This is a genomic window from Paraburkholderia kirstenboschensis (genome assembly GCF_032806925.1).
Lineage (GTDB): Bacteria > Pseudomonadota > Gammaproteobacteria > Burkholderiales > Burkholderiaceae > Paraburkholderia > Paraburkholderia kirstenboschensis.
Map to the genome: position 1 here is coordinate 2,445,384 of NZ_CP136512.1, position 18,369 is coordinate 2,463,752.

An 18,369-nucleotide genomic window follows, 5' to 3' on the forward strand; every position below is an offset into this window, starting at 1 on the left:
ATCCGAAGGAAACACTATGAGCGAAACGACATTGCCGGCGCCGCACGAGATCGAGGCGCGTCTGCGCCGCGCGCCTTTTCATGAGTGGCTGGGCCTGAAGGTGATCGCGGTGGCCGAGGGCGAGATCGAACTGGGCGCGACGTGGCGCGAAGAGTGGGTCGTGAATCCGGACAAGCGCTACACGCACGGCGGCATTCTTGCAGCGCTCGTCGATCTGGCGGCGGACTGGGCGCTGGTGTCGAAGACCGGCCGCGGCGTGCCGACGATCGATCTGCGCGTCGACTATCATCGCGCGGCGCTGCCGGGCGATTTGCGCGTGAAGGGCAAGCTCATCAAATTCGGCTCCCAGGTGTCGACGGCCGAAGCCCATGTGTACGACGCCGAGGGCAAGCTCGTCGCGAGCGGTCGCGGCGTGTATTCCACCACGGCAACCGCAGCGCCGCAGCCAGCGAAAAGCTGATGCTGAAGCTCGATCATCTCGTCGTCAACACGCGCTTCGATACCGACGCGGCTCAGACTCTATTCGAGCAGCTCGGTTTTACGCTGACGCCGCGCGGTTATCACACGCTCGGCTCGCTGAATCACGCGCTCGTGTTCGGCGACCCCGACGACCACTACCTGGAACTGATCGGGCTGCCGGCGCACGGCAAGACGATCCGCGAAGAAATCGTGTTGAGCCCGCTCGGGGCGGACGGTCTCGTGTTTCGTATCGACGATCCCGACGCGACCTTCGCCGCGTTGCGCGACGCCGGTCTCGAAGCCACGCCGCCGCAGACCTTCTCGCGCCCCGTGCCGCCGTTCGGCGACGCGCGGTTCACGACAGTTCGGCTCACGCCGGGCCAGTTGCCCGGCGGCCGCGTGTACTTCTGCCAGCATCTGACGCCCGAACTCGTGTTTCGCGACGAGTGGCGCGCGCATCCGAACGGCGCGTACGCGCTGGAACGCCTGCATCTGACCGGCGCAACGGCGGACACGTACGCGCGTTTAGGCGCACTCGCGCCGGGCTTCGAACTAGTCTTCCACACGCGTGATGAGTTCGACGCGCGGTTTGCTCCGCTCGCCGGGCATGTGGTGAAGCGCGAGCCGCGCTATGCGGCGATCACGGTTCGCACGCCGCAATGGCATGAGATCGGCGAGCGTGCGGTGGCGGCCGGTTTGCCGACGTCGACGCAATCGAGTCGCACGCTGGTGGCGCTTCCACGCTTCGACACGTTGCTGGAATTCGTTCGATGACTTTTCCGCTCAATCTCGGCGCGTTGATCGATCGCGATCGGGACCCGCACGCGCTCGCGCTGATCGACCTCGAGGAAGGGCAGCCGCCGCTTCACTACAGCTTCGGCGAACTCGATGCGATGGCCGACGCCGTCGCGCGCAGTCTCAGTGCGGCGTATTCGCACGGTGAGCGCATTGCGGTGCTGGCCGCGAATTCTGCCCAATACATCGCGACCGTGCTCGGTGTCATGCGAGCGGGGCTGGTCGCGGTGCCGGTGAATTTCAAGTTTCCCCGCGCGTTGATCGCGGACGTGATCGCCGATAGCGGCGCGCGCGTCGTGTTCTCCGATCCGCCGCGCGCAGCGGACGTGCCGCCCGGACTGCAACGCGTGGTGTTCGACTACCCGCAGCGAACACCGTTGCCCGACGACGCCGTCACGTTCTCCGCGTTCACCGGCTACCGCGACACGCAGCCTGCCGTGCCGTTCGACGCCCACATTCCAACAGCGGACGAAGCCGCGCTGATTCTGTACACGTCGGGTTCGACCGGTCGTCCGAAGGGCGTGGTGCTCTCGCATCGGAGCCATCTGTGGGTCGTAGAGACGCGGCTCGCCGCGCAATCGCTGCACGACGAGCGCCTGCTGATTGCCGCGCCGCTGTTCCACATGAATGCGCTGGCGCTCGGGTTTCTGGCGCTGGCCGCGCGCGCGACGACCGTGTTGCTGCCGCAGTTCAACGCGCGTCACTACATCCAGGCGATCGATGCGTGGCGCTGTACGTGGCTCACGTCCGTACCGCCGATGATCGCCATGATGCTGCAGGAGCGCGCGCTGCTCGCGCAGACCGACCTCTCGTCGGTGCGCTATGTGCGGATGGGCTCGGCGCCGGTCAGCGACGCGCTGCTGGAGCAGATCCACGAGTTGCTGCCGAACGCCAAAGTCATCAACGCCTATGGGACGACCGAAGGCGGTCCGGTGGTGTTCGGCCCGCATCCGGGCGGTTTGCCGACGCCGCCGCGCGCGGTGGGCTTTGCGCATCCGCTCGTCGATCTGCGGCTCGCCGACGAAAACGGCGCACCGGCCGGCGAGGAGGGCGAATTGCAGATGCGTAGCCCTGGCCTGATGAACGGGTATCACAACCGCCCGGAACTCGTGCGGCCGTTCACGCCGGACGGCTTCTACCGGACCGGCGATGTGTTTCAACGCGACGCCGACGGCTTCTACACGTTCGTCGGCCGGCGCGACGACATGTTCGTATCGGGTGGCGAGAACATCTTTCCAGGCGAAGTCGAGGCCGTGCTCGAACGTCATCCGTCGATCCAGCAGGCTTGCGTCGTGCCCGTCGCCGACGATATCAAAGGGACCAAACCCGTCGCGTTTGTCGTGCTGAAGGCGGGCGCTTCGCTCGCCGCCGAGGACGTCAAGCGCTTTACGCTCCGGCACGCGCCTGCATATCAACATCCGCGTCACGTGTGGTTGGTCGACGCGATTCCGCTCGCGTCGACCAGCAAGGTCGATCGAACCACGCTCAAACGCGTTGCGGCGGAACGTGTCGCCGCCGATCCCTCCGTTCGCAGGCAACCGCAAAAATGACAGGACTCCACGCTATGTGCTCAAGCTCGTTAGTAGCTGCACGCGAAGGAAGCGCCGTGGCCGCGAGTGCTGGATTTCATTCGGACCGCGAGCGGCGCGGCATGAGCGTCTCGTTCCAGAAGCCGAACCTGGCGGTCGAGGAATTGCCGTTCGATCGCATGATCGGCGGTACGTAAGTTCGATGTTGTCACGACGTTAAAGCACAGCGGTGGCCAGTCATGGTCGCCGCTTTCTTTGCGCTTCGGGCTTCACGTTTTGGTTCACGCGCGCAGTGCGAGCGCGGCGGCCGGCCGACTGTCGCATTTGCTTCCTGTGAGAAACCGCTTGCACAAGCCATCGGACGACCGCCATCAAGCTCTGTAGGAGGGCGGGCGTGCTCCGGAGCCTGCGCGACGGCCAATGGCTATCGGCTGACTGCTGCCGAAACCAAAATATTGGCCGCGTACGGGCATCCACGAGATTGTTGACCTGCGGATGCCATTCGTTACAAATCTCGGGCCACACGACGGTTATCAATGGCGTCAGGCGGAGACTCTTTCCGTCTCCACCTAATGAGGCCGCGCCGGCTGTCAGAGGGTTGCATAACAGTCGTGAATCCTTGGCCGGTGGTTTGCCGCGTCTTCGTACGGACGGTAGAGCCCGATGAAGCCTTGCCCCCCAATCGTAACGCCGTTGACGGACACTTGCTAGATCGATCTAACTAGCTTAAAGTTTCGTGACCGGGTCGGCGATCCATCGAGGCTGATGCGCCGGCGTTGCCATAACCGTATCGCGGCTTCGAAACGCTGCCGCCATGGAGAGACGAGTTGATTCTGTCCACCGAGCACCAGCAAGTGGCCGACATGGCTCGCCGCTTTTCCAACGAGGTCATCCGGCCGCAGGTCGAGGCGCTCGACCGCGACGAGAGCTTTCCGGCGGACATCTATCGGCAGATGGGCGAGACCGGGCTGTTTGGCATCACGGTGCCGGAATCCATGGGTGGCGCGGGGCTGGATTGCCTCGCATATTCGATCGTGATGGAGGAGATCAGCCGCGGCTATTCGTCCGTCGCGGACCAGTGCGGTCTCGTCGAGTTGCTCGGCACCTTGCTGGGCAAGCACGGCACGCCGGCGCAGATCGACCGCTGGATCGGGCCGCTCGTGCGCGCCGAGTTAAAGGGCGCGTATTGCATCACCGAGGCGGGCGCGGGAAGCGACGTATCCGGCGTGAAGACGACTGCCGTGCGCGATGGCGACGGTTGGTCGCTCAGCGGCTCGAAGCTATGGATACACAATGCGCCGGTCGCCGACGTCGCGCTCGTGCTGGCGCGCACCGATCCCGCCGCGGGCAAGCGCGGAATGAGCATCTTCATCGTCGATTGCGCGTCCCGGGGCGTGTCGCGCGGGTCCAAGGAACACAAGCTGGGCCAGCGCGCGTCGCAGGTCGGCGAACTGCATTTCGACGACGTGAAACTGCCGGCGGACGCGCTGCTCGGCACCGAAGGCCGCGGCTTTCACATGATGATGAGCGTGCTCGAGAAAGGACGCGTCGGCATCGGGGCGCTCGCTGTGGGCATCATGCAGGCTGCGCTGGAAGCGAGCGTCGAACAGGCCAGGATGCGCAAGCAGTTCGGCCAGGCGATCGCCGAGTTTCAGGCGATCCAGTTCATGCTGGCCGACATGGCCAAGGACACCGAAGCGGCCCGGCTGCTCGTGCGCTCCGCCGCGTCGAAGCTGGACGCGGGCATCGAGGCGACCGCCGCGGCGTCGATGGCCAAGTGCTTCGCCGGCGATGCGGCCGTCCAGCACACCAGCAATGCGATCCAGATCTTCGGCGGCAGCGGTTATATCCGCGGCTACGAAGTTGAACGCCTGTACCGCGACGCCAAGATCACGCAGATCTACGAAGGCACGAATCAGATCCAGCGGGTCATCATCGCGCGCCAACTGCTGAAGACATGAACATGACAAGGACTGCCGTGGTAACGGGCGCGTCGCGCGGGATCGGGCGTTCCGCCGCGCTGGCGCTTGCCGCCGAAGGCTTCGACATCGCCGCCATCGCGCTCGACGATGAAGAGCGGCTTCATACGCTTACGGCCGAAGTCGAAGCGCTGGGCCGCGTCTGCGTGAGCTTCGATCTCGATATCGGCGATATCGATAAACACGCGAGCGTCCTGAACGCGATCGTCGAACGCTTCGGCGGCGTCGACTGTCTCGTCAACAATGCCGGCGTTTCGGTGCTCAGCCGCGGCGATCTGCTCGACGTGAGCGCGCAAAGCTACGACCGCTGCCTCGACATCAACACGCGCGGCACCTTCTTTCTGACGCAGGCCGTGGCCCGGCGGATGGTGGCGCAGAAGCCGGCGGGCGAGGGTGCGCGCAGCATCGTTTTCGTGACGTCGTCGAACGCGGTGGTCGCCACCATCGAGCGCGGCGAATACTGCATGTCGAAGAGCGCACTGTCGATGGCGGCGCGCCTGTTCGCGCTGCGCCTCGCTCCTCACGATATCGGCGTGTTCGAGGTGCAGCCGGGCCTGATCCTGACCGAGATGACGGCGCCGTCGAAGGCCAAGTACGACAAGCTCATCGGCGAAGGCATGACAGCGACGCCGCGCTGGGGCCAGCCGGAAGACGTGGCGCGCGTGATCCGCACGATGGCGGCGGGCCTCCTGCCCTATACCGTGGCGCAGGAAGTGCGCGTCGACGGCGGCCTGATGATCCAACGCTTTTGAGGAACACCATGCGCGACTTGAACGGACGCGGCGATCTCTGCTGCATCAACACGGGCACGCTCGGCTATCGCGAGCCGATCGAGGTGACGGCCGGCCGCATCGCCGACCAGGGTTTCGGCTGGATCACGCCGTGGCGTCAGGAAATCGACGAGAACAGGCCGCAGGCCGCCGCCGGCGCGATCCGCGCGGCGGGCCTGAAGGTCAATGCGTATTGCCGCACGGCCTATTTCGCGGCGAACGACGCCGCCGGCCGCCGCGCCGCGATCGATTCCAACCGTCGAGCGCTGGAGACCGCCGCCGTGCTTGGTGCGCCGGTGCTGGTCGCGGTCGTCGGCGGATTGCCGCCCGGTTCGCGCGACATCGACGATGCCCGCGAGCAGATTCTCGATGGCCTCGCCGCCTTACGACCGACGATGAAAGAGACCGGCGTGCGCATCGCGCTCGAACCGCTGCATCCGGTCTACGCCGCCGATCGCAGCTTGCTCAACACGCTCGATCAGGCGCTGGACTGGTGCGACCGGCTCGACCCGTCGCGCGAGGGGCATTTCGGCGTGGCTATCGATGCTTACCACGTCTGGTGGGATCCGGCGCTGATGCCGGCCCTCACCCGCGCCGCCGAACGCATCCTCGCGCTGCACGTGTGCGACTGGCTCGTCGAAACCCGCGACCCGTTGCAGGATCGCGGGATGATGGGCGATGGCGTCATCGATCTCAAGCGACTGCGCACGGCGGTAGAAGCCATCGGCTATGACGGCCCCGTCGAAGTGGAGATTTTCTCGAAGCTCGACTGGTGGGCGCGCCCCGCCGATGAAACCTTGCGCATCTGCCGCGAGCGCCTGTTCGAGTGCTGCTGATTTACGCTACCTCTCAACGTCCGACGTAGATCGGCGCTCGCTTGTCCTGAAAGCTGCGGATGCCTTCGGCCGCGTCCTCGGTGCTGGCCGCGAGCGCGCCCGCCATCGCTTCCAGTGTCGAGCCGGTTTCCTCGCCGCTCGCCGCGTTGATCAACTGCTTGGTCAGTTGCAGCGATATCGGCGCGCGCGAAGCCATCGCCAGCGCCAGCCAATGCGCGCGTTCCAGCACGCGCGCGTGCGGCACGACTTCATGCACGAGGCCGCACGCCTGTGCATCGGCGGCCGTCACGCGCTCGCCGCTCAGGGCCAGATATTTCGCCTGGCCCGCGCCGATGATCCGCACGAGCCGCTGCGTGCCGGACCAGCCCGGACAGGTTGCGATCGACGCTTCAGGCAACGCGAAAGCGGCCGCTTCGGACGCGATGCGCACGTCGGCGGTGATCGCCAGTTCCAGCCCGCCTCCGAAGGCATGACCGTTGATCGCCGCGATCACAGGCTGGCGCAGCCGCGCCCACTGGTCGAAGACCTGATGGCCCCGGCGCACCCAATGGCGCCACATGTCGAGCGGCTTGAGCGCGGCCCATTCGTTGATGTCGGCACCGACGCAGAATGCCTTCGTGCCGCCGCCCGTCAGGATGACGACGCGCGTTTCATTGTCGGCCTCGAGTTCGCGGGCTGCGTCTTCGAGTTGGTCCAGCATGCAGGGCGTCAGCGCGTTGAGTTTGGATGGCCGGTCCACCGTGACGGTGGCGACGGCTGCATCGCGGACGATGGAAACGAAGCGATCAGTCATGGCGATTTTCGCGGGGTTTGAGCCGGAGTCCGAAGGGCGCGTCGATGAAAAGCGCCGCATCCATCTGGCGCAGATCCGGTGCGACCTTCAGCGCGACCTCGGCCTGATCGAGAATGTCGCGCTGCAAATCGACGCCGGGCGCGATCTCGCGCACCGTCAGGCCGTCGTCGAGCAGATCGACGACGCAGCGCTCGGTGACATACGTCACGCGCTGGCCGCGCTCGCGCCCGACACGCCCGCTGAACGTGATCTGTTCGGCCGTCCGGACGAACTTGCGCGTGCGGCCTTCCTTCACGATGCGGAGCCTGCCGCCGCCGACTTCCAGCTGCGCGCCGGCGGTGAAAAAGCCCGAGAACACGATTCGGCGCGCGTGCGCGGTGATATCGACGAAACCGCCGCAGCCCGCTGTCAGATACGGTTTCGATGCGAGCCGCGAGACGTTCACGCTGCCGTCGGCATCGACTTGCAGGAAGGACAGCAGCGCGACGTCGAAGCCGCCGCCCTGAAAATAGGTGAACTGATTCGGCGACGCGACTATCGCATCCGCATTCGATGCGCAGCCGAACGCGAAGCCGAGCAGCGGCATGCCGCCCACCGCGCCCTGTTCGATGGCCCACGTCACTTCGCCGTGCAGGCCTTCTTCCAGCAGGATGCGCGGCACGTTGGCGGAAATGCCGAAGCCCAGATTGGCCGCGTAGCCATGCGCGAGTTCCATCGCGGCGCGTCGGGCGATGACCTTCTCCGGTCCCCACGCCGTTGGCGCGAACGCATCCATCGGCAGCGTGATTTCGCCGCTGATGGACGGATCGTAAGGCGTCAGCGTGGTCTGCCACTGGTCCGGATCGACGACGACGTAATCGACCAGATTGCACGGCACGCGCACGTCGTGCGGCCGCAGCGTGCCGGCTTTCACCACGCGCTTGACCTGCGCGATCACGATGCCGCCGTTGTTGCGCGCGGCCAGTGCCTGATCGATGCCGCCCAGCAGCGCGCCTTCGTGCTCGTAGGCGAGGTTGCCCGCTTCGTCGGCGGTGGTCGCGCGAATGATCGCCACGCGTGGCGCGATGGCAGGGAAGTAGAGCCAGTGATCGCCGTCGAAGGACACCTTGCGCACGACCGGCCGCGCGGCGGCGGCGGCGTTCATCGCGCAACCCTGGAAGTCGGGATCGACGAACGTGCCCATGCCGACCTTGGTCAGCACGCCGGGACGCTTCGCGGCGGCGTCGCGGTGCATGTCGAACAGGATGCCGCTCGGAATGTTGTAGGCCTCGATTTCGTTGTCGACGATCATGCGCCAAACGTTGGGCATCGGCAGCGACGACGGGCCGCTCGGATACGAGCCCGCCAGCGTGCGCGCGAGCAGGCCCGGCCGGGCGAGATGGTCGATACCCTTGACGCCGTACATGTCGCCCGCGGCGATCGGGTTCAGCGTGGTGAGATCTCGCGGCTGTCCCTCGCGCTCGAAGCGCTCGCCGATGGCCGCGAGAACCTTGTCGGGGCAGCCGAGCGCGCTTGAGGAACTGATGCTGACGACATCGCCGGTACGCACCAGTCGCGCCGCCGCGTCCGCCGTGATGACTTTGCTCATGAAGGATTCCCGTTTTAGCGATGAAGGTCGAACAGCGCCGCGCCGCGTTTCATCGCATTGCGCGCGATGATGCCGCGATGGATCTCGGACGTGCCGTCGAAGATGCGATAGACGCGGGCATCGCGGTAATAGCGTTCGATGGCCAGCTCCTTGCAGAAGCCCATGCCGCCGAAGACCTGGACCGCGCGGTCGACCACGCGGCCGAGCGTCTCGGAGGCCTGCACCTTGACCATCGAAACCCAGTCGCGCGCGTCCTGTCCCGCGTCCATCATGCTGGCGGCGTTGAGCAGCATCAGCCGCGCCGCGTTGATCTCCATCACGCTGTCCGCGATGACCTGCTGGATCATCTGGAAATCGCCGATGCGCGTGCCGAACTGGCGCCGCTCGCCCGCGTACTCGATCATCATTTCAAGCACATGCGCAGCCTTGCCGATGCCGCGCGCGCCGATCAGCGCGAGGCGCACGCGGCCCAGCATGTTCATCGCCAGTTTGAATCCTTCGCCCTGGCGCCCGATCAGGGTCATCGGGTCCAGCGGAACGTCGTCGAAAATGAGCTCGTGGTGGGGCGTGCCGCGCAGGCCCATCATCTGCTGGTCGCGGCCGAGCGCGAAGCCGGGCAGGTTCTTGTCGACCGCGAACAGCGAGATTTCTTTCTCGCCGGTGCGTGCCGAGACCAGGAAGAAGTCGCTCCATTGCGCATCGCTGATGAAGTGCTTGCTGCCGTTCAGCATCCAGCCACGCCCGGTTTTGCGCGCCGTAGTCTTGATGCCCTGAGCGTCCGAGCCCGCGCCGGTTTCGGTGATCGCAAGGCCGCAGGTGCGCTCGCCGGCAATCGCGGGTTTGAGCCAGCGTTCGATCTGCTCGCCCTCGCACGCCAGGAGCGCGTCGTAGACGTTGCCGAAGGCGCGCCGCACCAGAATGTCGGAACTGTGGCCGAACTGCTCCTCGCACAACATCGAGTCGACCGTGCTCAATCCGCCGCCGCCGAGTTCGGCGGGCATGTTCACCGCATACAGGCCCAGCGCCCGGGCGCGCGTCTGCAAGCCGCGCGCGATCTCGGGCGCGAGGGCGCCTTCGTCTTCCACTTGTTGTTCGAGCGGCTGCAACTCGGTGCGCACGAAGCGGCGCGCCGTCTCGATCATCATCTTCTGCGTGTCGCTGAGCGTGAAGTCCATCGATCTCTCCGATTTGCGTTTAGCCGGCGCTGGCCGCAGCGACACGCAGCGACGGATGCAGCGCGACTTCGAAGGGCATGCGTTCGAGCACGTCGCGCACGAGATCCACGCCCGGCGCCAACTCGATCAGTTGCAAGCCGTCGGCCGTCAGTTCGAAGACGGCGCGTTCGGTCACATAGATCACGTGCTGGCCGTCCGCGCGGGCGCGCTTGCCGCTGAACGTGATATGGCGCACTTGCTTAACCAGCTTCGGCACCGCGCCGTGACGCCGGATGCGCACTTCGCCGTCTTCCAGCTCGACTTCCAGCCCTTTCGCCTCGAAGGTGCCGCAGAAGACGACCTTGCGCGTGCGCTGCGTGATATCGACGAAACCGCCGGGGCCGACGATGTTCTCGCCGAGCCACGAGACGTTGACGTTGCCTTGCGCGTCCAGCTCGCCCATGCCGAGGAAGGCGATATCGATGCCGCCGCCGCTGAACAGATCGAACTGGTCGTTGGACTTGAGGATCGCGCTCGCGTGGCGCGTGGCGCCGAACAGGTCGCCGCCGAGCAGTTCGCCGTTGTGCGATCCCTGTTCGATCACGGTCCAGCTGATGTCCACCCCTTCTTCGTGCGCCACGGCGGGAATGCCGTCGGGCACGCCATAGCCGAAGTTGACGCACGCGCCGGGCTCCAGCTCCTGCGCGGCGCGCTTCGCGATGATGTAGCGGATGCCCGTGGGCAGCGGCGGCTGCGTGCGCGTCTCGGGCGCGGGCAGCTCGCCGCTGATGGTCGGGTCGTAGCCCGCGGCAGTGGTCTGCTTCTGATCGGCGTACACGCAGATATCGTCGACGAGCACGCCCGGCACGGTGACCGCGCGCGCCGGCGTGATCGGCGTGGCTGAGACGTCGCGCACCTGCGCGAACACGCGGCCGCCGCTGTTGTGCGCGGCGAGCGCGGCGGCGAACGCGTCGATATCGGCGGGTTCTTCACGCGATGTCAGGTTGCCCTGCATATCCGCCGTGGTGCCGCGCACGATCGCGAAGTCGATCGCGAACGGCTTGTACCAGAGCAGTTCCTTGCCGCCCAGCGTGACGACTTCGACGAGATCCTCGCGCGCACGGGCGTTGACGCGGCCGCCGCCGTGGCGCGGATCGGCGAAGGTATCGAGGCCGATGTGCGTGACGAGACCGTGACGGCCCGCGCCGGCTTCGCGGATCAGCGTCTGGATCACGCCGGCGGGGAGGGTATAAGCCTCGATGCGTTCCTCGCGCGCGAGCTTCTGCATCGGCTTTGACCAGGTCCAGTGACCGCCGATGACGCGCTTCACCATGCCTTCGTGCGCGAAACGGCTGATGCCGCTCTTCACGCCGTCGCCGATCCCGAGCGCGTGGATCAGCGTGAGATCGCGCGGATGACCCGTCGCCAGAAAGCGCCGCTCGATGGCCTCGGTGATGTGATCGGCTTCGACCAGTCCGCCACCCGAGCCGCTCAGCACGACGGTCGCGCCATCGAAGATCGCCGCCGCCATGAAATCCGCATCAGTCAGGTTTGCACACTTCATCTCATTTTTCCTCGTTGCCCGTCCGTGCACCCGCGCGGACCATCAGCACGTTGATGCCGTCCTGGATCAGCACGCCGTCCTGGTTGTGCACTTCGACCTGCAGACGCACGATGCCGCGATCGGAGCGGCGCGTGGCGCGCTTGTCCAGCACGCGGATGCGGCCCTGAATCCTGTCGCCGATCAGCACCGGCTTGTGAAAGCGATACGTCCACTCCAGCGTCGCGATCGCGGCGAAGAGCGTCGTTGCGCGGTTCTTGAGGCCGTCGACCATCGCGAGGCACAAGAGACCATGCGCGACGCGGCCGGGAAAGCCGACGCCGCGCGCGAATTCGTCGTCCATGTGGACATCGAAGAAGTCGCCTGAGATGCCGGCGAACTGCACGACGTGGCTCTCGGTGACGACGATGCCCGACGTCGTGAAGGCGAGGCCGGGTTCGATCTGGTCGAAGAGCAGGGGATGGCTCATGAGCTTGTCCTTATCAGTCGAACGCGGGCGCTTGCGGAACCCGTTCGCGATTGACGATGCGGTAATTCGTTGCGTTCAGCGCGTCGATGCGATGCATGTCGATGCTGGACAGCGTGAAGTCCATCACGTCGAAGTTGGCCTCGATGTTCCGGCGCTGCGTCGACATGGTGTTGATCGTGACGCCTTTCTGAACGATCCAGCGCAGCGCCACCTGCGCGGCCGACTTGCCGTAGCGCGCGCCGATCTCGTCGAAGAGCGGATATTTGAAGATCTCGCCGCGCGCGACCGAGCAGTAGGACGAAAGCGGAATGCCCGTTTCGATGGCGGTCTCCAGCAGCACGCGCTGGTTCAGGAGCGGATGAAACTCGACCTGATTGGTGACGAGCGGCAGCGCGGTCGCGGCTTTCGCGGTGCGCATCATCGCGGCGTTGAAGTTGCTGATGCCGATATGGCGCGTCAGGCCCGCGCGCGCCGCTTCTTCGAGGCGGCGCACCGAAGGCGCGACATCGCCGTCCGCGGGCGGCCAGTGCAGCAGCAGCACGTCGACCTGATCGATCTTCAGCTTGTCGAGGCTTTCGCGCAGCGACGGCATGAAACGTTCGTCGGAATCGTTGGCGGGCGCGATCTTGGTGATGATGCACAACTCGTCGCGCGGAATGCCGATCGCGCGCAGCGCGGAGCCGACGCCGATTTCGTTGTCGTAGAGCTGCGCGGTGTCGATCGCGCGATAGCCGGTCTCGACCGCGTCGCGCAGCGCGTCCTTCAGTTGCTGGCCGTTCAGCGGCCAGGTGCCGAAAGCGCGTTGATGGGTGCGTTGGAAAAGTATGTTCATGGCGGTGTGGAGTCAGAAGACGGCGGCCGTCTTCGCGAAAAAGGCGCGGATGCCGAGCTCCGCGTCGGGACTGGTGCGGACCGCGAGCGCGGCCGCGGGATAGGCCGCGTGCGGATCCTTGTTCTCATCGACGATCAGGGATTTGGCGAGCGCGGCGGCGCGCGGCGATATTCCGCACAGGCGCGCGGTCCATTCCTGCAATTGCGCTTCGATGTCCTGCGGCGCGCACACGGCATTGACGATGCCCCACTGCAACGCCGTCGACGGGTCTATTTCGCGCGAGAGCAGCACCGCTTCGAGCGCGCGCCCTCGGCCCGCGATGCGCTGCAAGCGGTCGCCGCCCTCCCAGCCGGGAATCGCGCCGATGGCGACTTCCGGAAAGCGCAACCGCGCGCCGGTGCCCGCCAGCCGCAGATCGCAGCACAGCGCGAGCTCCAGGCCGCCGCCGAAGCACAGTCCTTCGATGACGGCCACGGTCGGGCAGCGCAGCCGCTCGAAGCGCCGGAACACCGCGTTGCCTTCGCCGATCCATTCGGTCGCGAATGCTTGCGGGTCCAGCGCCGACCATTCGCGGATATCGGCGCCGGAAGAGAAGATGCCGCCCGCGGTGCCGCGCAGCACGACCGCGCGGACGGTGTCGTCGTGATCGATTTGCGCGATGTGCTCGTCGAGCGCGGCCAGCATCGCGAAGTCGAGCGCGTTGGCCTTGCCTGGATTACTGAGCTCCAGCGTGAGCACGGCGTCGTCGCGGCGCGAAAGAATCTGTCCCATCAATGTCTCCTCAGTCCTGCACTACGCCGTAGCAGGCGAGGAACGTCTTCATGCGCGCGATCGCGAGTTCGGGCTGCCGCAGCAGACCCGCCGCATCGGCGAGCCTGAACAGATCGACGAAATACGGAAGCGGACGCATCGCCTGATGTCCGGCCAGCATCGTCATGTGCGATTGATGCCCGTTCAGGAAGGCGAGGAACACGATGCCAGTCTTGTAGAAGCGGGTCGGCGCGCGGAAGATGTGGCGCGACAGCGGCACGGTTGGCGCGAGAATCTCGAGGAAGCGCTCGCGCCGTCCCGCCGCCAGTTCGCTCAGGGCGGCGGAAGCGGCAGGCGCGATGCCGTCGAAGATGCCGAGCAGCGCGTGCGAATAGCCTTGCTCGTCGCCGGCGATCAGCTCGGGATAGTTGAAGTCGTCGCCGGTGTACATCTTCACTCCGGCCGGCAGGAGACGGCGCATGTCGATCTCGCGTTGCTTGTCGAGCAGCGAGACCTTGATTCCGTCCACCTTGGCCGCGGACTCCGTGATGACCTGCAAAGCCACGTCGCGCGCGGCCCTCAGATCGTCGGTGCCCCAGTAGCGGGCGAGCGCGGGATCGAACATGTCGCCCAGCCAGTGCAGGATGACCGGCTGATCCACTTGCGCGAGCACGCGGCGATACACCGAAACATAGTCGTCGGGCGAACGGGCCACGCGCGCAAGCGCCCGGCTGGCCATCAGAATCAGACGGCCGCCCGCGGTCTGGATCGCGTCGACCTGCTGCAGATAGGCATCGACGACGGCGTCGAGAGAATCGACCGATGCGGGATCGAGATGATCCGTGCCGCAGCCGTTGAAGATGGGCACGCGGCTGTCGGCGAGCTCGGCGCGCGTGCGGCGGATCAGTTGCAGCGATTCTTGCCAGCTCAGGCCCATGCCGCGCTGCGCGGTGTCCATCGCCTCGGCGATGCCCAGCCCGAGGCCGGCCAGATAGCGGCGATAGTCGAGTGTCTTGTCCCAGTCGATCTTGCCGCCACTGGACGGATCGACGTCCGCGAACGGATCGGCGACGACGTGCGCGGCCGACAGCGCCATGCGATTGAAGGGAGCGGCGGGGCGGATGTCCTGAAGCGGGGTGCCCGTGAGCGTGTAGCGTTCCAGCGCGCCCGCAGGCGTCGGCAGTTGGATGGTGTGCATGTCGCGATGATTGGATTGGTTTGAACGTGAGAGTGCGGGGAGACTCAGAGGCGCGGAATGGACAGCGCGCCGTCGATGTTGAGCACGCTGCCCGTGGCGAACGCCATCTGTCCCGAGGCCAGCGCCGCCACGGCCGAAGCGACGTCCTGCGGCACGCCCCAGCGCCGCATCGGCACGATGCCGTCGGCGATGCGTTCGTCGTAGCGCGCCGCGACGCCTTCCGTCATCGGCGTGCGGATGATGCCGGGCCGCACTTCGAACACGCCGATGGAAAGCGGAGCGAGGCGCAGCGCGAACAGTTTGGTGAGCATGCCCAGCCCGGCCTTCGACATGCAATACTCGCCGCGCTCCGTCGATGCCAGTTCGGCGCTGACCGACGACACCGTGACGATGCTGCGCGCGTCGGCGGTCGCGCTCGCGGCCATGTGGCGCGCCACCGCCTGCGTGAGAAAGAACGTGCCGCGCATGTTGATATCGACGACCCGGTCGTAGGACCGCTCGCCGAGTTCCAGCAGATCGCCGCGCTGATCGGCGGACACGCCCGCGTTGTTGACCAGACAGGCGATTGGCCCGCAGCCCGAAACGATCCGTTCGACCAGCGCGCGATGGGCGGCGCTATCGGCCAGATCGTGCTGGTAGAAGCGCGCGCGGGCGCCGTGCGATTCGACGGCCGCAAGTGTTTTGTTCGCGCCGTCGTCGTCGATGTCGATCAATGCGAGGTCGAAGCCGCGCTGCGCCAGCTCGGCCGCGATGCTTGCGCCGATGCCCCGGCGCGCGCCCGTGACGAGCGCCAGCGGCCGTTCGCGGCGCGGCGTCAATACAGGAGATGAGGTAGCCATTCGGAGAACGCCGGCACGAAAGCCAGTAGCAGGATGGTCACGAACATGATGGCCATGAATGGCAGCATGGGCCGCACCAGATTCACCATTTTGATGTTGGCGACGCCGGTAACGATGAAACAGGCCGTGCCGATCGGCGGCGTGACGAGCGAGATGCCGACGATGGCGATGGCGAGAATCGCGAAGTGGATGTCGCTGAAGCCGGCCTCCTGCGCGATCGGCAGAAACAGTGGAATCAGCAGGATGAGCGCGGGGATGCCGTCGAGGAGGGCGCCCAGCAGCCAGAACACCACCATGATGAACACTGTGAAAACGATCTTGTTGCCGGTCAGATGCGACGCGAACTCGGCCACCTGCTCGCCCACCGAGTTGTACGCGAGCATGTAGCCGAGGATCTGCGCGACGCCGACCAGCGACAGCACGATCGCGCTCGTGCGGCCGGCCTTGATCAGAATCCCGAGCCACGCGCGAGACGGAATCGAGCGCTGCACAAGCGTGATGATCGTCACGTAGGCCACCGCCGCCGCCGCCGATTCGGTCGCAGTGAAGAAGCCCATGAAGATGCCGCCGAGGATGATGATCGGCGCGCCCAGCGCGGGAATCGCGAGCACGAAGGCGCGGCCGAGCTCCGGCACGCTGAAATGCACAGGCGCCACCGGCGGCTCCGAGCGCGCGCGGTACATGATGATGCACATCTTCGTGACGCCGACGAGAATCGCGGGCAGCGTCGCCGCGAGAAACAGCTTCGTCACCGACATGTTCGCGACGGTCGCCAGCACGATGATCGTGATCGACGGCGGAATCAGAATGCCGGTCCCGGCCGCCGCCGCGATGATCGCGGACGACCATTCCTTGCGGTAGCCGGCTTTTTCCATCGACGGCAGCATGGCGGAGCTGATCGCGGCGGCATCGGCGTTGACCGAACCGCTCAGGCCGGAGAAAACCATCGTCGAGGCGACGGCGGAGACGCCCAGCCCGCCCGGCACGCGGCCCACCAGCAGGTTCATGAAGTTGACGAGGCGGGCCGCCGAGCCCGAGTGAAAGAGAATCTCGCCAGCGAGGATGAACAGCGGCACGGCGAGCAGCGTGAACGAATCGACGCCGTGATACATCGCCTGGGCGATGTTGGTCAGCGGCAGGCCTTGCATCAGGCCGTCGATGGTGCCGACCGCGCCCAGCGACGCGATGATCGGCGCGCCGGCGACGACGAACAGCGCGAGTAGTCCGACGGTAAGAATCATTGCGCCCTCGTCTCGGTAGGACCGTGGCCGTGGCCGTGCTGCGCCCGGGTATCCAGATCGACATTGACGGCCAGGTCCCATGCGTGCGCCAGCAGGTGCAGCAGGCCCAGCGCGCTGCCAGCCGGGATCGCGGCGAACGAAAGCCACTGCGGGATGCCGCTCGGCGTCATCTGATTGAGCCCGAGCTGCATGAATTGCCAGCCGCCCCAGGCGAGCGAGACCAGCAGGAAGCCCATCAGAAGCATCTGGACAAAGGAGGCGAGCACGAGCCAGCGGCCCCTCAGCTTGTCTTCGAAAAGTTCGAAGGCGACATGCACCTTGTCGCGCACGCCGACCGCGATACCGATGAAGGTCATCCAGATCATCAGCGTGACGCTGACCTCGATGTTCCACGACAGCGAGACGTGGAAGACGAAGCGGGACAGGATGCCCGCCAGCACGACGCAGAAGACTGCGAAAACCAGGACCGCTATCAGCATGTCTTCGACGGTTGCGAGCACGCACAACGCCGCAGTGTTGTTGATGCTGTCCCGGGAAACGCGCGAACGTGAATCGGGTTTCATGTCGGGGAACCTCTGGCTGGAGTTATCCGAGGGCGGGCAGGTAGCTGCCCAGTTCGGCGAAGTTCGCGCGGTACTTCGTGTAGATCGGCTTGACCGCTGCCTGGAATGCGGGAAGGTTCGCGTCGTTGAACGCGACGCCGTTCTTCCTGGCTTCGGCGAGATATTTCGCATCCGAAGCCAGCCACAGGTCGCGCTCGTGCTGCTGCGCCTGCGCGGCGGCTTCTTTCACAGCGTCCTGCTTCTTCGGGTCGAGCGAATCAAACCACTTCTTGCTGGCGAGCATCGGATCGATCGAGAAGAAGTGGTTCGTGTACGAGTAGTACTTCGCCACTTCGCTGTGGTGCTGCTGCACGAAGAATGTGACCGAGTTCTCGGCGCCATCGACGACACCCTGCTGCAGCGCGGAATAGATCTGCGTCGTGTCGAGCGGCGTGGCCTGCGCGCCGAGCTGGTTGAACGTCGCGATCATGATCTGGTTGCCTTGCGTGCGGATCTTCAGGCCTTTCAGATCGCCGGGTTCGTTGATCGGGCGCGTGCGGTTGTAGACGCTGCGCAGGCCGGAGTCGAACCAGCCGAGCAGCACGAAGCCGAGATTGTCGAGAATGCCCGCGTAGGCCTTGCCGAGCGCGCCGTCCTGCGCCGCGAAGAGCGATTTGCGGTCGGGGAACGCGAACGGCATCGCGAACAGGCCGAGACGCTTGTCGTAGCCTTCGAGATCGGCCACGTTCGTGACCGTGACTTCGAGCGTGCCGTTGCGCAACTGCTCGTTCATGCGCGTGTGCGAACCGAGCACGCCGTCCGGAAACACGCGCGCGTCGAAGCCGGTCGTTTCCTTCAGACGCTTGGCCATCAGATTCTCGGTGATGACTTCCGGATTGTGGCGGTCGACGACATCGCCGATGCGGATCGTCTGGTTGTCCGCACTGGCAAAGCGCGGCAGGCAGCCCGCGGCCGCGGACGCCGCCGTGAGCATCAACAGTTTGCGGCGAGAGAGAAGGTAGTCACGCATATAT

18 protein-coding genes are annotated in these 18,369 nt (G+C 65.8%); 6 read left to right on the top strand and 12 right to left on the bottom strand.

Features of this window, described 5'->3' with window-relative positions; translation table 11 throughout:
* Positions 1–16: 16 nt before the first annotated feature.
* From RW095_RS19865 to RW095_RS19890, 6 genes are all read left to right on the top strand, one after another.
* Entirely contained in the window at positions 17–460 is a 444-nt protein-coding gene (locus RW095_RS19865; RefSeq protein WP_317017826.1) for a PaaI family thioesterase, read from the top strand.
* Positions 460–1,233, top strand: coding sequence for a VOC family protein (locus tag RW095_RS19870; RefSeq protein WP_317017828.1), 774 nt, complete (start codon positions 460–462; stop codon positions 1,231–1,233). The genes RW095_RS19865 and RW095_RS19870 overlap by 1 nt, the downstream gene beginning before the upstream one ends.
* On the top strand, positions 1,230–2,804 hold the full coding sequence (locus RW095_RS19875; protein ID WP_317017829.1) for a class I adenylate-forming enzyme family protein: 1,575 nt from the start codon (positions 1,230–1,232) through the stop codon (positions 2,802–2,804). The genes RW095_RS19870 and RW095_RS19875 overlap by 4 nt, the downstream gene beginning before the upstream one ends.
* Before the next feature lie 806 nt (positions 2,805–3,610).
* On the top strand, positions 3,611–4,744 hold the full coding sequence (locus RW095_RS19880; protein WP_317017831.1) for an acyl-CoA dehydrogenase family protein: 1,134 nt from the start codon (positions 3,611–3,613) through the stop codon (positions 4,742–4,744).
* Positions 4,745–4,746: 2 nt separating this feature from the next.
* The gene (locus tag RW095_RS19885) at positions 4,747–5,514 is read left to right on the top strand and encodes a 3-ketoacyl-ACP reductase (protein ID WP_317017833.1); all 768 of its coding nucleotides are present in this window, start codon (positions 4,747–4,749) and stop codon (positions 5,512–5,514) included.
* Between the two features lie 8 nt (positions 5,515–5,522).
* The gene (locus tag RW095_RS19890; protein WP_317017835.1) at positions 5,523–6,368 is read left to right on the top strand and encodes a sugar phosphate isomerase/epimerase family protein; all 846 of its coding nucleotides are present in this window, start codon (positions 5,523–5,525) and stop codon (positions 6,366–6,368) included.
* A 13-nt stretch (positions 6,369–6,381) separates the two neighbouring features.
* On the opposite strand, the gene RW095_RS19895 is transcribed toward RW095_RS19890, so the two are convergent.
* From RW095_RS19895 to RW095_RS19950, 12 genes are all read right to left on the bottom strand, one after another.
* Positions 6,382–7,161, bottom strand: a complete 780-nt coding sequence (locus RW095_RS19895; RefSeq protein ID WP_317017836.1) for an enoyl-CoA hydratase/isomerase family protein — start codon at positions 7,159–7,161, stop codon at positions 6,382–6,384.
* Positions 7,154–8,749 (bottom strand): acyl CoA:acetate/3-ketoacid CoA transferase, encoded by a 1,596-nt coding sequence (locus tag RW095_RS19900; RefSeq protein WP_317017838.1) that lies wholly within the window; start codon positions 8,747–8,749, stop codon positions 7,154–7,156. Before RW095_RS19900 ends, RW095_RS19895 begins: the two co-directional genes overlap by 8 nt.
* Positions 8,750–8,763: 14 nt before the next feature.
* Positions 8,764–9,924, bottom strand: coding sequence for an acyl-CoA dehydrogenase family protein (locus RW095_RS19905; protein WP_317017840.1), 1,161 nt, complete (start codon positions 9,922–9,924; stop codon positions 8,764–8,766).
* Between the two features lie 19 nt (positions 9,925–9,943).
* Positions 9,944–11,467: an acyl CoA:acetate/3-ketoacid CoA transferase gene (locus RW095_RS19910; protein ID WP_317017842.1), complete on the bottom strand. Its 1,524-nt coding sequence runs from the start codon at positions 11,465–11,467 to the stop codon at positions 9,944–9,946.
* 1 nt (position 11,468) lies between these two features.
* Entirely contained in the window at positions 11,469–11,933 is a 465-nt protein-coding gene (locus tag RW095_RS19915; RefSeq protein ID WP_128592327.1) for a MaoC family dehydratase, read from the bottom strand.
* A 13-nt stretch (positions 11,934–11,946) separates the two neighbouring features.
* The gene (locus RW095_RS19920; protein ID WP_317017844.1) at positions 11,947–12,765 is read right to left on the bottom strand and encodes an aldo/keto reductase; all 819 of its coding nucleotides are present in this window, start codon (positions 12,763–12,765) and stop codon (positions 11,947–11,949) included.
* Between the two features lie 12 nt (positions 12,766–12,777).
* Entirely contained in the window at positions 12,778–13,503 is a 726-nt protein-coding gene (locus RW095_RS19925; protein WP_317017846.1) for an enoyl-CoA hydratase/isomerase family protein, read from the bottom strand.
* Between the two features lie 43 nt (positions 13,504–13,546).
* Positions 13,547–14,713, bottom strand: coding sequence for a dihydrodipicolinate synthase family protein (locus tag RW095_RS19930; RefSeq protein WP_317017848.1), 1,167 nt, complete (start codon positions 14,711–14,713; stop codon positions 13,547–13,549).
* A gap of 44 nt (positions 14,714–14,757) precedes the next feature.
* The gene (locus RW095_RS19935) at positions 14,758–15,552 is read right to left on the bottom strand and encodes a 3-ketoacyl-ACP reductase (protein WP_317017849.1); all 795 of its coding nucleotides are present in this window, start codon (positions 15,550–15,552) and stop codon (positions 14,758–14,760) included.
* Positions 15,528–16,793: a TRAP transporter large permease gene (locus RW095_RS19940; RefSeq protein ID WP_317017850.1), complete on the bottom strand. Its 1,266-nt coding sequence runs from the start codon at positions 16,791–16,793 to the stop codon at positions 15,528–15,530. Before RW095_RS19940 ends, RW095_RS19935 begins: the two co-directional genes overlap by 25 nt.
* On the bottom strand, positions 16,790–17,293 hold the full coding sequence (locus tag RW095_RS19945) for a TRAP transporter small permease (protein WP_317017852.1): 504 nt from the start codon (positions 17,291–17,293) through the stop codon (positions 16,790–16,792). Before RW095_RS19945 ends, RW095_RS19940 begins: the two co-directional genes overlap by 4 nt.
* A gap of 85 nt (positions 17,294–17,378) precedes the next feature.
* A complete protein-coding gene (locus tag RW095_RS19950) occupies positions 17,379–18,365 on the bottom strand; it encodes a TRAP transporter substrate-binding protein (protein ID WP_317017853.1) in 987 nt (328 codons plus the stop codon).
* Between the last annotated feature and the right edge of the window lie 4 nt (positions 18,366–18,369).

Excerpts from the sequence above, each read along its gene's own strand:
- RW095_RS19865 (WP_317017826.1), top strand. The coding sequence starts at position 17 with ATGAGCGAAACGACATTGCCGGCGCCGCACGAGATCGAGGCGCGTCTG.
- RW095_RS19870 (WP_317017828.1), top strand. The coding sequence starts at position 460 with ATGCTGAAGCTCGATCATCTCGTCGTCAACACGCGCTTCGATACCGAC.
- RW095_RS19875 (WP_317017829.1), top strand. The coding sequence starts at position 1,230 with ATGACTTTTCCGCTCAATCTCGGCGCGTTGATCGATCGCGATCGGGAC.
- RW095_RS19885 (WP_317017833.1), top strand. The coding sequence starts at position 4,747 with ATGACAAGGACTGCCGTGGTAACGGGCGCGTCGCGCGGGATCGGGCGT.
- RW095_RS19890 (WP_317017835.1), top strand. The coding sequence starts at position 5,523 with ATGCGCGACTTGAACGGACGCGGCGATCTCTGCTGCATCAACACGGGC.
- RW095_RS19895 (WP_317017836.1), bottom strand. The coding sequence starts at position 7,161 with ATGACTGATCGCTTCGTTTCCATCGTCCGCGATGCAGCCGTCGCCACC.
- RW095_RS19900 (WP_317017838.1), bottom strand. The coding sequence starts at position 8,749 with ATGAGCAAAGTCATCACGGCGGACGCGGCGGCGCGACTGGTGCGTACC.
- RW095_RS19905 (WP_317017840.1), bottom strand. The coding sequence starts at position 9,924 with ATGGACTTCACGCTCAGCGACACGCAGAAGATGATGATCGAGACGGCG.
- RW095_RS19910 (WP_317017842.1), bottom strand. The coding sequence starts at position 11,467 with ATGAAGTGTGCAAACCTGACTGATGCGGATTTCATGGCGGCGGCGATC.
- RW095_RS19915 (WP_128592327.1), bottom strand. The coding sequence starts at position 11,933 with ATGAGCCATCCCCTGCTCTTCGACCAGATCGAACCCGGCCTCGCCTTC.
- RW095_RS19920 (WP_317017844.1), bottom strand. The coding sequence starts at position 12,765 with ATGAACATACTTTTCCAACGCACCCATCAACGCGCTTTCGGCACCTGG.
- RW095_RS19930 (WP_317017848.1), bottom strand. The coding sequence starts at position 14,713 with ATGCACACCATCCAACTGCCGACGCCTGCGGGCGCGCTGGAACGCTAC.
- RW095_RS19935 (WP_317017849.1), bottom strand. The coding sequence starts at position 15,552 with ATGGCTACCTCATCTCCTGTATTGACGCCGCGCCGCGAACGGCCGCTG.
- RW095_RS19940 (WP_317017850.1), bottom strand. The coding sequence starts at position 16,793 with ATGATTCTTACCGTCGGACTACTCGCGCTGTTCGTCGTCGCCGGCGCG.
- RW095_RS19950 (WP_317017853.1), bottom strand. The coding sequence starts at position 18,365 with ATGCGTGACTACCTTCTCTCTCGCCGCAAACTGTTGATGCTCACGGCG.